At 52.1% G+C, this 13,984-nt stretch carries 11 protein-coding genes; 8 read left to right on the top strand and 3 right to left on the bottom strand.

The annotated features are described in order from the left end of the window. Positions 1 to 40: 40 nt before the first annotated feature. On the bottom strand, positions 41 to 781 hold the full coding sequence (locus AC0YNU_RS05695) for an SDR family oxidoreductase (protein WP_475754122.1): 741 nt from the start codon (positions 779 to 781) through the stop codon (positions 41 to 43). Between the two features lie 391 nt (positions 782 to 1,172). On the opposite strand from AC0YNU_RS05695, the gene AC0YNU_RS05690 reads away from it, so the two are divergent. Then, the gene (locus AC0YNU_RS05690) at positions 1,173 to 1,739 is read left to right on the top strand and encodes a dihydrofolate reductase family protein (RefSeq protein ID WP_475754119.1); all 567 of its coding nucleotides are present in this window, start codon (positions 1,173 to 1,175) and stop codon (positions 1,737 to 1,739) included. A gap of 175 nt (positions 1,740 to 1,914) precedes the next feature. Here AC0YNU_RS05690 and AC0YNU_RS05685 read toward each other — a convergent pair whose 3' ends face one another. Together AC0YNU_RS05685 and AC0YNU_RS05680 are read right to left on the bottom strand one after the other, a co-directional pair. Next, entirely contained in the window at positions 1,915 to 2,961 is a 1,047-nt protein-coding gene (locus tag AC0YNU_RS05685) for a hypothetical protein (protein ID WP_475754116.1), read from the bottom strand. Then, entirely contained in the window at positions 2,951 to 3,526 is a 576-nt protein-coding gene (locus tag AC0YNU_RS05680; RefSeq protein ID WP_475754114.1) for a sigma-70 family RNA polymerase sigma factor, read from the bottom strand. The genes AC0YNU_RS05685 and AC0YNU_RS05680 overlap by 11 nt, the downstream gene beginning before the upstream one ends. Positions 3,527 to 3,818: 292 nt before the next feature. Here AC0YNU_RS05680 and AC0YNU_RS05675 point away from each other — a divergent pair, with 292 nt between their 5' ends. The 7 genes from AC0YNU_RS05675 to AC0YNU_RS05645 all read left to right on the top strand — a co-directional run bounded on the left by AC0YNU_RS05675 (position 3,819) and on the right by AC0YNU_RS05645 (position 13,980). Then, a complete protein-coding gene (locus AC0YNU_RS05675) occupies positions 3,819 to 5,492 on the top strand; it encodes a prenyltransferase/squalene oxidase repeat-containing protein (RefSeq protein WP_475754112.1) in 1,674 nt (557 codons plus the stop codon). 222 nt (positions 5,493 to 5,714) lie between these two features. Beyond that, a complete protein-coding gene (locus tag AC0YNU_RS05670; protein WP_475754110.1) occupies positions 5,715 to 6,299 on the top strand; it encodes a TetR/AcrR family transcriptional regulator in 585 nt (194 codons plus the stop codon). Between the two features lie 258 nt (positions 6,300 to 6,557). Further along, complete coding sequence (locus AC0YNU_RS05665) at positions 6,558 to 7,772, top strand: MFS transporter (RefSeq protein WP_475754108.1); 1,215 nt, start codon at positions 6,558 to 6,560, stop codon at positions 7,770 to 7,772. Between the two features lie 504 nt (positions 7,773 to 8,276). Further along, complete coding sequence (locus AC0YNU_RS05660) at positions 8,277 to 8,672, top strand: DUF1129 domain-containing protein (protein ID WP_475754106.1); 396 nt, start codon at positions 8,277 to 8,279, stop codon at positions 8,670 to 8,672. 360 nt (positions 8,673 to 9,032) lie between these two features. After that, positions 9,033 to 11,225, top strand: a complete 2,193-nt coding sequence (locus AC0YNU_RS05655; protein WP_475754104.1) for a helix-turn-helix domain-containing protein — start codon at positions 9,033 to 9,035, stop codon at positions 11,223 to 11,225. A 204-nt stretch (positions 11,226 to 11,429) separates the two neighbouring features. Then, positions 11,430 to 12,950 carry a DUF3502 domain-containing protein gene (locus tag AC0YNU_RS05650; protein WP_475754102.1) on the top strand — a complete coding sequence of 507 codons (1,521 nt, stop codon included), beginning with the start codon at positions 11,430 to 11,432 and terminating at the stop codon, positions 12,948 to 12,950. A gap of 112 nt (positions 12,951 to 13,062) precedes the next feature. Beyond that, on the top strand, positions 13,063 to 13,980 hold the full coding sequence (locus tag AC0YNU_RS05645) for an ABC transporter permease (protein ID WP_475754100.1): 918 nt from the start codon (positions 13,063 to 13,065) through the stop codon (positions 13,978 to 13,980). Positions 13,981 to 13,984: the final 4 nt, after the last annotated feature.

Here is a 13,984-nt window from a genome sequence, read left to right as displayed (position 1 = left end):
CTCGGCTTCCTGGACTTATTGTTCCGCGTGCTTGGCGCGATCAGAACTCCTGCGAGGTCGGTCGCAGCACGATTTCGTTGATATCGACCTGCACCGGCTGCTCGATGGCAAAAGCGATAGCCCGCGCCACCGAGTCCGCGGGAATGGCGGATTTGTAGAATTCCAACACGGTGGACTGCGCCGTGCCCGTAGTGTTGAACTTCAAGTCGCTTTCCACGGCTCCGGGTTCGATGGACGTCACGCGCACCTTGCTGCCTACTTCATGACGCAGCCCTTCGGAAATCGCGCGCACCGCGAATTTCGTGCCCGAATACACGGTGCCGCCCGGCGAGAAGACCTTAATTCCGGCAACCGAGCTGATGTTGATGAAGTGCCCGCTTTCCTGTGCAAGGAAGCCCGGCAAGGCAGAGGCTATGCCATACAATACCCCTTTGATGTTGATGTCGATCATCGCGTCCCACTCGTCGGTGTTTACCTCGGCCATGGGTCTGATCGGCATAAGGCCGGCGTTATTGACGAGCACGTCCAGTTTGCCGAAATCGGCAATGACCGTATCGACGACAGCTTTGAATTGAACCTTGTCGGTTACATCGAGCGGGTAAGCTTTTCCCTTGCCGCCAGCCTCCGTGATCTGAGCAACCACTTCGTCGAGTTTGTCCTTTCGGCGCGCGGACACGGCTACGATCGCCCCTTTGGATGCGAGAAGGCGCGCAGCCTCCGCTCCGATACCGGTGCCGCCACCCGTAATCAGCACGACCTTGTTATTGATACCTTCGTTCATAATCCATCTCCTCGGTGAATGAATAGGGCAGTGCCGGCAAATAAAGAGAGGCGGTCCTGACGGCGCCGCCCCAAGGTCTTGTGTAAGAAGAGCACCAAACAGGCGTGCAATAAAAGTTAGATTACTCATCGCGTGCTCGGATTATTAGCGCATCGTGAATGACAATTTCTACTAAACCTACTGAGAGAGCAATCGCCAGAGCGTCCCGATTTCATTTCGAAGTGAAGAACCAGTCGGGCGTCGCGGACTCGCTTGAAAAAAAATCGGCTTTCCCCCTTGACCCTTACGTAACGTAATGAATTATAGTGAATACATCAGCAGGGCAACAAAACACACAGGACAACGCCAAAAAAACGGACAAGATAAATTCGAAACCGGAGGAATAACGGACATGAGAAAACTCGTATTGTTCATGCATGTGTCGCTGGACGGGTATGCGTCAGATTCGAACGGAGGACTGGGTTGGATTCCGTACAACGAGGAATTACAGAACTACGCCGACCAGGTCGTGGCCGAAGTCGGCTCTCCCGTATACGGACGCGCGACGTATCAGTTGATGGAGAGCTACTGGCCCACAATACTGGATGATCCGAATGCGTCGAAGCACGATATGGAGCATGCGCAATGGGTGCAGGACGTGAAGAAGATCGTCATTTCCGGCACGATGGACAAGGCGGAGTGGAACAATACGATGCTGATCAAGGAGAAAATCGCGGAGGAAATCAAGGCGCTCAAAGAGCAGCCTGGCAAAGATCTCGTGATCTTCGGGAGCCCGGGGGCTGCGAAGACGCTGCTTGAGCTCGGCCTGATCGACGAATTCCTGCTGACGATTTGTCCGGTCGTCCTGGGCAGCGGAAAATCGGTATTCGACGGTGCCGAGAAAATCAGGCTCAAGCTGCTGTCCAGCCGCACGCTCGAGTCGGGCGTTATCGCGACCCGCTATGAGTTGGAGAAATAGTCGCACCAACAAGGTGTTCCGTTATTACGGGGGACGCCCTTAATTAAACAGCCTGCCGGCGTGTTCCGGCAGGCTGTTCAAATTAATGCTCGACATTGGTCTAATAAAACCGTTTCGTTGTTTCCTTGTCCTTTTCGAGTGCAGCAACCAACCTCATGCGCCTCGCCTTGACTTGTTATTTCTTCAATGGCGTTTCCGTCTTGTGTTCGATAACTTGCAGTACTTTGGGTTCAACCGCTTTTGACAGTTGCTCGGTCGATAGATTGTTTTTAGGAGCATCATTATGTCCGCTTTGTAATTCAGCTTGTGTTTTAGCAATGACATCGATCACTTGTTGTTTGGAGATATTTTTGGATGCTGCAATCTCCGCGACAGATTTACCTTGGGCTAATTCTGCTTTTAATTCGGTAGGGCTCACTTCAAGCAAAGAAAGCAGGTTGGCGTCATTCAAATAGGCATCGGCAAAATAATCCGGCTTACCGTCCCGCGAGAATAAACCTTCTACTTTGTCGTCGGAAGGTGAAGGCTCTCCCCCGATCCGATCAAGACTGATCGTATTGCCCTGAACGAATACCTGGTAGAACGGCGTTTGTGATCCCTTTTTGGCGTAATTCAACAGCAGCGTTTTTTGATCCGGATTCTCCATCTGCTCCATGGCAAACTCGTACTCGTCGACTGGGCCATACAAATTATCAATGAGATCATCTGCCTTGGCCTTGATTTCCTGATCGCTTAAACCAATGAGCGGCTTCGCCTTAGGCTCCCAATTTTCTTGAATCACGTGTTCAATTTCACCCGTAACGCTGTTTGTATGTAGGGTGAGCTTTTTGCCGGAGCCTCCTTTTTCCTGCAGGATGATGCTCGTTTGAACGCCTTGAACGCTGCTGGCATCGATAATCTCAAACGATTTCGTTTCGGGAAATGCGCTGTAAATCTTCTGAAGCGTTGCATGGCCAACCTGATCCGCTTTGACCTGTTCAGCAGTCATCGGTGTTCTAGTAAGCATATCAAGCAGGGTAGGGGCCGCAAATGCGGCGGTTGGAATCAAAAGCGCAGCGGCAACTATTCCGCCGATTAATCGTTTTTTCATGTTTTTTTCGCTCCTTTTGGATTGCGTATATTGAGCATAGGAATGTTCGATGCGTTTGGAAATGGCCGGGGGACATTCCATCGTTTCTGCTTCTTTGCGCAGTTGTTCGCGAATTTTTCGTTCAATAGTCATTGATTTTTTCCATCCTTTCCGGAGCGGAGATGCCATGAATTTTTCGAAGCGCCTGGAGACCAGCGTGATACCTGGACTTGACCGTACCCAGCGGAATATCGAGCAAAGTCGCGATTTCCTCAAGCGTGTAGTCGTGGAAAAAGCGAAAGATAATCACCGTCCGCTGTTTGTCGGTTAGCTTGCGTATGGACTGCGAAACCATTTGGTTCGTCTCATCCATGATTGCAGCAGGTTGATCCCAATGAGACTCTTCCCGAGCGAAGGCACAGATACGTTCGAAAATTCGGAATCTCCTCCAGCTCTTGACCCGAAATCGCTGCGCTTGACGAATGACCAAGCCGTGCAGCCAGAAGTGGAAAGGACGGTTCGTATCGTAGTTAGCAAGCGAGGTCCACATTTGCATATAGATCTCATTCATGACATCTTCCCGATCCTGCGGGTGATCCACCAGAAAGGAGACAGTCCGGTAGATGTCTTGATAGGTGGCATCGTACATCGCATGAAACGCCTGTTGATCACCATCTTTCATTTTTTTGAGTAGGTGGTACATATCTTCATTTTGCATTCAGAGGGCCCTCCTAAGCAGCGTACACCCTATATTGTCTCTCGATCGAAAAAAGGTTCGGTTCATGATTATTTTTTTCAAGCGGCTATGTGTCGGGGGCCGACGGTCAGGGATACAAGGAGACAAGGACTTGCGGCACTTCCTCGTCGAATTTGGAATGACAAAATTTCTAATATATTGTTTATTTTTTCGCATGGAATACGTTTTCAATCCTTGGTTTAATGAACTCAGGAACCGAATCGATCATCATGGATCGGACTGAAAGTACGCCAATGGATAGGAGATGAAGAAGATGAGCGAGGTTTTGCGGATCCTCCGCATGGTGGAAGACCATTGGGAGCAGCACTTGAGCAAAATCGAACGGGCCGATGATGAATTGGAGAAGGAAGCTCTGGTCACAAGAGGGTTAATCAATCTATTGTCGCCTCTCTACTGCCATTCCGAATCCAATTATTACAGAGATGCGGCGCTGCTTCCTTGGATCGAACAGGGCGTGGAATGCCTTCTGAAGGATCAATTGGACAGCGGATGCATCTCGTTGGTGAATTGCAACATCGACTCGCCGCCCGACACGGCTTTTCAAGTGCACGGCACAGCGATCGCGCTTCACGTATTGGAGCGAAGCGGTTTCCCTGAGCTGTCAGTTGCGATCGAGGGGATTATGTTGTTTCTGGAACGGGCGAAGCCTTGTTTGCTGACCGGTGGCATCCATACGCCGAATCATCGCTGGGTGATGTGCGGCGCCTTGGCCAACATGTATGAAATTTTCGGCGACGAAGCCTTCAAACGCCGTGCCTTCCAGTTCCTCGAAGAGGGTCTCGACATCACGGATTACGGTGAATGGACGGAACGCAGTAACGCGGTGTATAATTCTGCGCTTGCCATTCACTTGATTGACGTCGCCGAAGTGTTCGAGCATGCGCCTTCGTACGAAGCCGTTCGACGTAATTTACTCATGATGCAATACATGTTCCATCCGGATCACCATATTGTGACCGAGTATTCCGGGCGGCAGGATCTGGGTCAGCTCGCTACGATGAATGACTGGTATTATACATCCCTGCATCTGATGGCGACGAAGGACGGCAATCCCGTGCTTCTCGCCATGGCCGCGCTAGCGCAAGAGACCGCGCAGGTCGGGTCCAATGCGTTGATGTATTGGATGTTATACCCCAAGAAGATGGCGTTGCCGGAAGGTAAGATTAAACGCATGTCCGAGAACTATACGGTATTGCTCGGCGAAGGAAACCGAGTGAGCGTTCCTGTCGACGTTCCCTACGGAAATCGGATTAGAAAACATCCCTATGGCGCACCGCTCGTGCGGCATCGTCGCGGAAAGCTCAGCGTGACGGTCATGTCGGGGCAGCCTGAACTGCTCTATATTCAATACGGCCATTCCCGGATGGTGGGTTATAAGCTCGGGCTCGGCTGGTTCGGGATTGCGAACGTGACCTTTCCCTCGATCAAACAGGTCGGGGATTATCGCTACCGCATGGAAATCGAGCTGGAAGGCTGTTATTTCGATTATCTGCCGCAAGAGAAGGTGCAAGGCTTGAACGGATCTTTTGTCGATATGCCTAATCAGGAGCGGACGAAGACCCATGTCTCGAAGCTACAGGCCGCGGTGGAGTTCGAACTGCTGGACGACGGTTTGACTATCATGCTTATGTCCGATAACTTGCCCGGTATCTACTTCCAGCATGTGTTCCAATTCGATCCGAAAGGCAAGATCGACGGCGATGGGGTACGGTCGACGGACTTTCCGGGGTTACAGCAGCTCGTACAAGGGTATGCCGTCTACGAGCACGGAGGGGATTGCATCGCGATCGGACCGGGAGAGAAGAAGCATCGGGAGGTCGTGATGCGCAATGAAAAGCCGAATCCGGATGTGCTCCGGTTGACGATTAATAGCGTCACCCCTTTAAGACAAACGTTATCGATTCGCTGTTATGAAGCACGGAATTGAGGGACATGCCGACCGGATGAACGGAAGCGGGCCGCCATAGAGCTCCGTTTCCTTCATCCTCCCGAAGACATGGTGGATATTGCCAATCCCGTTATGAATGAAGTTACGAAGATGGATGTCAATCCGGTGTCTTGGGTAACCTCGACAGAAAAGGATTCAACACGATAATTCTTTACTGACCGTTCTTAAACAGCTATGATATAGCATAAGGGAGGAATGAACATGGCGAGACCGCGTGAATTTGACCAAGATGCCGTACTGCAGAAGGCAATGGAATTGTTCTGGGAGAAAGGGTATGAACGGACATCGATTCAAGATCTGGTCGAGCATACCGGCGTGCATCGAGGCAGCTTATACGATACGTTCGGGGATAAGAGTCAGTTCTTCTTAACCTGCCTGGATCGGTTCCGTGAAGGGAACAGGGGGCATGCTTACGCGATTCTGGAGGAAGACGGACCGGCTAAAGACGTATTATGGCGCTATTTTCAAAGGCTAATCGAGGTGGCGATGAGCGACGAGAACGGGCGCCGCGGGTGCTTGATCGCGAATACTGCAATGGAAATGGGCAAGCTGGATCCCGTCGTGGCTTTCCGTATCGAAGCGCATACGCTCGATATGGAAACGTACTTTAAGAAATTTCTGATGCGCGCCCAACAGCGGGGAGAATTGAAAACCAAACATACGGTGTTGGAGGCAGCCAGATTCCTATTGAATACGCGTAACGGTCTATATGTGATGGCCAAAATCGCAACGGACCGCAGCGTGCTGGAGGATGCCGCGAAGGTAGCCATGTCGATCGTTGTCTGACTTGGTTATCTTCATTCTTGACTAATCGTTCTTAAATGAATATACTCTTATAAGGAAGCAGCGATGGCGCACGTTAGTTTAAGAATGAACATTCCGAAATGGAATAACCATTAGATCGGCCAATGTTGTTCGGTTATTGGATTTCAATATGAATCGAAAGGAACGTGGATTTTTTTTAATTATTAAAGAATGATCATTCCTTAATTGCAATAGTCATTTTCGGTCATCCTATAACGAACGGAGAGGGGTCCCAAACCAATGAGAACTATTTCATCGAAAGCATCGTTCTGGATCGTTGCCTGGGTTCTTACCGTCAGCTTGTGGTCAAGCACGGCACCGTCGATCGTATTCCCTGTCTATGCGCTGCAGTGGCATCTGTCCAAGTCGGTAACGACAGGCATCTTCTCGATTTATCCCATCGTCCTGATTCTGGTTCTATTCCTGTTAGGCAACATTTCGGATTACATCGGCCGCAGGAATGCGCTGCTGTCCGGACTCATCTTCCTGCTTATCGGAGCGGTGGTATTCGCAACCGCCCAGAACGTTATCTGGCTGTTCGTCGGCCGCATATTCCAAGGTCTAGGGGTTGGATTAACCGCGGGCTCGGGAGCGGCGGCGCTCGTGGAATATAATCCTTCTTCTAACAAGAAACTGCCGGGATCCATCAACACCATCACGCAAGCGTTCGGCCTGTTCCTGGCGACGATCGTCGGAGCGGCATTAATCAAGTATGCACCGGCACCGCTATATTTCAGCTATTGGGTATTGGCCGTCCTCGTGCTTGCAAGCATCGTCCTCTGCTTATTTCTGCCTGCACGATCCGCGTCCGCGCCTAAGGCGGCATTTAAGCTTAGACTTCAAGGGGTCAAAATTCCGAAAGGGCAATGGGGCATTTATGTATTGGCGGCTTTAGCCATAGGAACGGGCTTCGCGAACGGGGCGTTATTGTTGTCGCTGGGCGCTCAAATCGCTCGCGACGTAATCGGTACGCAGGACATCCTTGTCATTGGCACGGTACTGTCCATCTCGTATCTGCTGGCGTCGGTCAGCGCCACGATCGCCGGACGACTAAGACCAATCCTGTCGATTCGCATCGGCATGGCCATGATCGTTCTGGCAGCTATCCTGCTCTTTACGGCGGCAGAGACCCATTCTTTCGCGATCTTCATGAGCTCGTCCATTCTGGGCGGACTTGCGTACGGGTTCTCCGCATCCGGCGGCATCGGCATCGCCGCGATCCATTCGACCGCCCAAACCCGCGTTCAGTTTCTGTCGGCCGTTCTAGTCGGCGCCTACTTGTTCCAAGGCTCCAGCGCGTACGGCGGGGGAGTTGCCTCTACCGCGCTAGGCTTCAGCACCGCGATCGGGCTGATGTCCGTCATTATAGCCGTGCTTGCTCTGGCTACGTTCCTTCTCGCCATACGAAGCGGTAAAAGATCTGAAGGCGTATCGGCAGAACCTGCAACTACGTAATGCCGTTCCTGCGAGCGGCAAGTTTTTCTTCATGATCCCCCCAGCATAAATAAGTGTAAACATACATTTATTTCTGGCAGTTATTTTCGATTCATTCAGGTAAGCGTGCAGAAATAAGTGCAGATTTGCAGTTATTCCGCCTGCTGAATGCAAAGCATACTCCGACCTCCCAAAGTTGAACCAGTAAACTCAACATTCAACCGTTTCGAGAAGCGGTCGGTTTCTCTACAATTTGTAAGTCCGCGGAAACCGCGGGCTTTTTTGCTATTACTGCGCCGTTAATAACTAATAAAGGCAACGGCTGTTTAAGGTGCGGTCGAAAACTTGGCGCCGTTGGTTTGCGTTATCGCTGGCATGGAGGCAAGTCGATCTCTATTTTCCAACGAGCGGTTGACGTTAACGTATCTTCGGTGATATATTGTGCATATACGGTATACACAATATTGCGAAATTGAACTGTCGAAGAAAGATTATTCATTTCAATTAAGAAAGGACTGAGCATTCGTGCAAAAAAAGAATCATTTATTTTTCATTGGAGCTTTTCTGCTCATCGCGGGCATCGTATGGGCGATTGCGACGAAGCACATGGGGACGACTGCGTGGCTGTTATTATTCGTGGGAATCGTCATTGGCATTGTGGCAGGATTTATCCAAGGGTGGGCAATCGACCAGAAAGAACAGGGAAGAATCGGATCGGGTAAGAGGATCGTCTATATCGTAGGAACTATTGTATTGCTTGTTGCTGTCAAGGTCGCACTGAATATATTATTTCCTTCCTTTATCGCGACGAGTCAGGCTGGAATCTGGCTATCGGTTGTCATTGCCTTGGGAGGGCTTTTCCTCGGACGCGCGAGGTATGACCGACAACGGACATCGATGAGGAGCGCCGCTCGAAACTAAGCCGTTTTAAAAAAGGCTGTATAGCGATTGGGGAGCTTGCAAAAGCCGTGCGTGCATCATGACGCATGGCTTTTTGTCGTTATTGTTTATTCAGAATTTCAATTCGGAATGAACGTGACGGTCGCATGCCCGCATATGAGAACCATCGGCCGCATGACGGTCAGCGTGGTCTGTACTAGCAGCCGTAGGATAGGAATAAAATTTTATACTGGACAAGTCGAGAAACTAGATTTATTCCTAACAAACGGAACGCGGGAAGGGGGGAGGGGAATGTGGAGCCGGATGAGGCCGAGGAAGATGTATGCCCGTCTATTTTTATACTCCTCCCTAGCAGTGTGCCTGCTTACTATAGTGTTCACGATGTATTTAAGCCGTCTGTTCGTGCAAAGCGCGATGGAGGAAATCCATGCAGCCAATCAGGATAAATTACGGCAGGCCGTGCAAACGTCGGAATTTACGCTGCAGAAATTACGCCAGTATGCGTTAAGGGTTTATTCGGAAGAAAATATCGCGCTTTGGCTGAACATGAACCAGGACGACTACTCCCCCATGACGTTGTACAAGGCGGCCATGAGCGTGCGGGAATTCGTGAGCAGCGAGCCTTTCATCCAAAGCATCTGCCTGTTCAACTTCAATATCGATCAAATTTACTCCTCCTCCGAAGCGAGCCTCTATACGCCGCAGGATTTCTACGACCCGTCCATTCTGCACGCGATAAAAAACCAAGGTAGCACGCCATACCTGCAATTTTTCGATCACGGCGTTCAAGGCGAATCGTATCTCGCGCTTATCGTACCGGCCGTCGGCCAGAACCGTAATTACAGCGGATACGTGTCGATTCTGTTCAGCAAGCCGCTGCTCAATGAGCATATGTTGCAAATCTCCGAGGATGATCAGAACAAAGTGATCGTCGAAGGCCCGAACAAGGCGTTCATGCTCGGCAACGCGGATGCGGATTTGGCTTCGGAGCTGGCGAACGCTGACAAGCCTGCATCCGCGGCAGCGTCCTGGGAGTGGCGTACCGGGGAAGGAACCTGGTCGGTCCAGACGGCCTCGCTGCCGGTCGAAGGGTGGCGGGTTTACCAATTATCGCTCGACTCGTCATGGCAAGCCAAAATCGATCGTATCCGGTATGATATTATCGCCTCTTCCGTCGTCCTTGTCCTTGCGCTGCTGTTGTTTCTGTACTGGCAATCGTATCGCCGGTTGAAGCCGATCAGCGACTTGACGGCTCGGCTTCGATCCAAGCTGGGGTCCAAGGAAACGATCGCTGATCCGATGAACGCCGGCAGCGAGATCGACTGGCTTGATTTCGGCTTCGATCGGCTGGTCGACAGGCTCGAGCAGTTGGACCTGTCCTTGAAGAGCAGCAAAGCCTTGATTAAAGACGATCTGATCCGGCAATGGATCCACAGTTCGCAAGCATCCGGTTCCGGACCCGTCGAGCAGTTTATTGTCGAGCAGACCGCGATTCTTCGGACGGGGATGTTCCGCATCGCGGTGATCCGTCTGGAATCGTACGGACGGTTCGCGGACTATTACGATTTCGCGTCGCGCAAGCTGCTGCGTTATGCACTCGGGAACATGATGACGGAGGTACTGAACAATCACGGATTTGCCGCGGAAACGGTCGATTTCGGTTCCGATCATATCGTAGCCCTTGTCTCGTCATCCGTTTCGGGCGAAGAGGAAGCCCGCATCCTTGACGCGATGGAAGACGTGCGCTTGCAGATCAGGCGCTGGCTGAAGCTGGAGCTGCAGGCGGCGGTTAGTTCCGTGCTTGAAGCAGGAGCCGAACTTCAGCCGGTCTACGAGCATACCTACGAGCTGACCCTGTTGGCATTCCTAAGCGACGAGGACCGGGTATTCACCATGGCCGATCAGGATCGGTATCGGCCCGGCGATGGAAGCGAACCGGATGAACAATTGCTGACGCAAGCCATCCATGCCGTCCGATTGGGGGACGCAGCCGCGTTGGAAGCCGACCTGGAAAGTCTTACCCGGCAGATGCACGGTCTCAGCTACGAAGAATGCAAGCTGCAGCTGACCCATATCATCTATTCCATCATGAAGAGCTTCAAAAACGGCAAGACGTTTCAAGGGATGAAGAGCATTCATGTTTTCCTTGACCGGTTTTCCACCATAGGCGAAGTGAAGCGTTGGCTGCTTCAAGAACTTCTGCAGATGATGAATCGGCAGCGACAGCACAGCGGTTCAGGCCGCAAGGAAGAGTGCTTCGCCGAAATGATGGCCTACGTACGCATTCATCTGCACGATCCGATGTTAGCCGTAGAGGATGTCGCAGAACACGTGAACATATCGGTCAACTACGCCCGGCAAATATTTAAAGCCCATCATCCGCTTTCGCTATCCGATTATATAACGGACCAGCGGATTAAATTCGCGATGAACCTGCTGGCGACGACCGATTGGACGGTAGCGGATATTACGGAACGGTCCGGATTTCAAACGAAAAGCACGTTTTTCTCGCTATTCAAGCGGGCAACCGGCATAACGCCGGGCCAATACCGACTGGAAAATGCGAAGAAGTAGCACGAAGCGATGCGGATCGTACGCATCCGTAAAATCGCTATCGCCCGCATTGACAAAATCCATACCGTTTGATGAAAACCGCACTATACGAAATGCCGAGCGGCCGGGTAAGATCGAACACACAAGCCCGGCAAGCGGATTACGGGGCTCATCCGCCGTGCCGCATCCGCTGCCGGGCGAAACATAGTCGGGAGGGATTCATCCATGCGATTCGTTAGAAGAGGTCCCTTGCTAGCATCGCTTGTGCTCACGGTCGCATTGTCCGCCTGCAGTTCGGGAGGGTCGGCGCCACCGGCCGGGAACGGCAAAACAGAACCGTCGGCTTCCGTCGACGGAACGTTAAAACCGGTTACGCTCAAGATCATGTTTCCCGGAGATCCGCCGGCGAACTGGGACGAAGTGAAGACGGAGATGCAGCATCGACTGGCCGATTCGCTGAACGTGACGCTGAACGTCGTATTCATCCCGTGGGCCGACGTCCTCCAGAAACGTCAGGTCGCGCTTTCCTCCGCGGAGGACTACGATCTGATCTGGGATAACAATCCGGTGCAAAATATCGCCGCCGGCCTATACGAACCGCTGGACGAACTGATCGATAAGTACGGTCCCGACATCAAGGCCGTACGCTCGACGGAGCTGATGGAATCCAACAAGGTGAACGGCAAGCTGTTCGCGGTACCGCTGGAGGTGAACTTCATACGTCCCTGGACGTTCGTCATCCGGAAAGATATTCGGGAGAAGCTCGGCGTCGAACCGATCACCAGCTATGACGAACTGATCGACTTCATGCATGCGGTGAAACAGAAGGAGCCGGGTTTGACGCCGTTCATTCCCAACGGCGCCGAGCATATCGGCTTAAAGCTGGCGGGGATGCTCGATCCATCGGCCAATCTGGCGACGGTGCTCAATTACCCTGGCCTGTATACGAAAGGGAATGACGGCAAAATTTATAATCTGTTCGACGACATGGACCCGCTCATCATGAACACGTTCGAGCAGAACCACAAGCTGTACACGGACGGCATATTGGCCAAAGACGCGCTTACGCTGCGCAACTCGGAGTTCACGAAAGGCAAAGCGGCGGTATCCACCTTCAATGACTTCGGAGTCAATCTCAGTACCCGCACCTCGCTTGAAAAGTCGGTTCCGGGTGCGGCAGCGGAGGCGTTCACGTTGTACAATCCGGAAATGAAGCTGAATTCGACCTACAAAGCGGGAAATTTCATCGCGGTTCCGGTCGTTAGCAAGAACAAAGCGCGTGCCGTGCAGTTTCTCGATTGGTTGAATCAGAGGGACAATTACGATCTATTGGCCTACGGAATCAAGGGCAAGAACTGGGAAGAAGCGGGCGAAGGGCTGTATAAACCGGTTCAAGCCAATCCATATGCGGGCATTCCGTTCGCTTGGGGCTGGAATCCGAAGCTGGATCGAATCGATGCCAGCTTGTCCGAGGATGTCATCGCGCTAAACAAGTGGGAGCGGGATCCGGGCTATTTTACGCCTGACGTACTGGCGGGCTTTACCTTCGATCCGAGCCCGGTCGCCAACGAGGTGGCGCAGCTGAGCAATGCGGGAAAAGAGTTTTACGACCCGATCGTGATGGGCGTGACGGAGCCGAACGAAGGGATCGCGAAGTTTAAAAAAGCGGCCTACGACAACGTGAAGAAGGTGCAAGCAGCGTTCCAGAAACAGCTGGACGCTTATCTGGCTAGCAAGAAGAAGTAGCCGTTTTTATTCGAAACGAAATCCATTAAGCCCGCGGCCTTCGGTTCCCTAAAAGGAATTGCAGGCCTCGAGCTTACGCAGGTACTTCCTTAACGGAAGGCGGGAATCAACCATGGGAATATGGCGAGAGCTCCGGAAAAACAAATGGCTTTACGCCATGTCGCTTCCCGTTGTCGTCTACGTCTTTATTTTCTCTTACGTTCCGATGTCCGCCCATCTATTGGCCTTTAAGCAGTTTGTCCCCGGCAAAGGACTCTGGGGCAGCAAATGGATCGGACTCGACAATCTCGCGTTTTTTTTCACGGGGCCTGACTGGCTGGGCGTCACGATGAATACGGTCTATCTGAATCTTCTGTTCCTTGCGGCCGGCACGATCTGTTCGTTGATCATTGCGCTGCTCTTGAACGAAATCCGTCGCGCATATTTCAAGAAGGCGACGCAATCGCTTGTCATCCTGCCGCATTTCATCTCCATCGTGGTCGTGAACCTGATGGTCGTCAACTTCTTCAACGGGCAGGACGGGATGATCAATCGACTGTTGGCCCAGTTCGGTTTCGACCCGGTGTACTGGTTTCAGACGCCGTCCGTTTGGCCTGGCCTGCTGACGATCCTGTTCGTCTGGAAGGGCGCCGGATGGGGCTCGATCATCTACCTGGCCACCTTGACCGGCTTCTCCGAGGAATACTACGAAAGCGCCCGAATCGACGGCGCCAAACGATGGCAGCAAATCCGCTACATCACGCTTCCGCTCCTGCGGCCAACGATCATCGTGCTGACGCTGCTGAGCCTGGGACGTATCTTTTACGGCGATTTCGGTTTGATCTACGGCATTATCGGCGATAACTCGCTGCTCTTCCATACGACGGACGTCATCGATACGTACACGTACCGCTCGCTCCGATCGACGAATATGAACAGCTACAGCAATGCCGCCGCGGTCGCGTTGTTTCAATCCGTCATGGGATTCGCGACGATTCTGTTCTTCAACGGGGTCGTCCGCCGGGCCGATAACGATTCGAAGCTGTTTTAGTTCA

The sequence above is a fragment of the Paenibacillus sp. J31P316 genome (assembly GCF_056269105.1).
The sequence above is the reverse complement of the archived record's forward strand: the minus strand, read 5'-3'. Positions and strand labels throughout refer to the sequence as shown.

Excerpts from the sequence above, each read along its gene's own strand:
- AC0YNU_RS05695 (WP_475754122.1), bottom strand. The coding sequence starts at position 781 with ATGAACGAAGGTATCAATAACAAGGTCGTGCTGATTACGGGTGGCGGC.
- AC0YNU_RS05690 (WP_475754119.1), top strand. The coding sequence starts at position 1,173 with ATGAGAAAACTCGTATTGTTCATGCATGTGTCGCTGGACGGGTATGCG.
- AC0YNU_RS05685 (WP_475754116.1), bottom strand. The coding sequence starts at position 2,961 with ATGACTATTGAACGAAAAATTCGCGAACAACTGCGCAAAGAAGCAGAA.
- AC0YNU_RS05680 (WP_475754114.1), bottom strand. The coding sequence starts at position 3,526 with ATGCAAAATGAAGATATGTACCACCTACTCAAAAAAATGAAAGATGGT.
- AC0YNU_RS05675 (WP_475754112.1), top strand. The coding sequence starts at position 3,819 with ATGAGCGAGGTTTTGCGGATCCTCCGCATGGTGGAAGACCATTGGGAG.
- AC0YNU_RS05670 (WP_475754110.1), top strand. The coding sequence starts at position 5,715 with ATGGCGAGACCGCGTGAATTTGACCAAGATGCCGTACTGCAGAAGGCA.
- AC0YNU_RS05665 (WP_475754108.1), top strand. The coding sequence starts at position 6,558 with ATGAGAACTATTTCATCGAAAGCATCGTTCTGGATCGTTGCCTGGGTT.
- AC0YNU_RS05655 (WP_475754104.1), top strand. The coding sequence starts at position 9,033 with ATGTATTTAAGCCGTCTGTTCGTGCAAAGCGCGATGGAGGAAATCCAT.
- AC0YNU_RS05650 (WP_475754102.1), top strand. The coding sequence starts at position 11,430 with ATGCGATTCGTTAGAAGAGGTCCCTTGCTAGCATCGCTTGTGCTCACG.
- AC0YNU_RS05645 (WP_475754100.1), top strand. The coding sequence starts at position 13,063 with ATGGGAATATGGCGAGAGCTCCGGAAAAACAAATGGCTTTACGCCATG.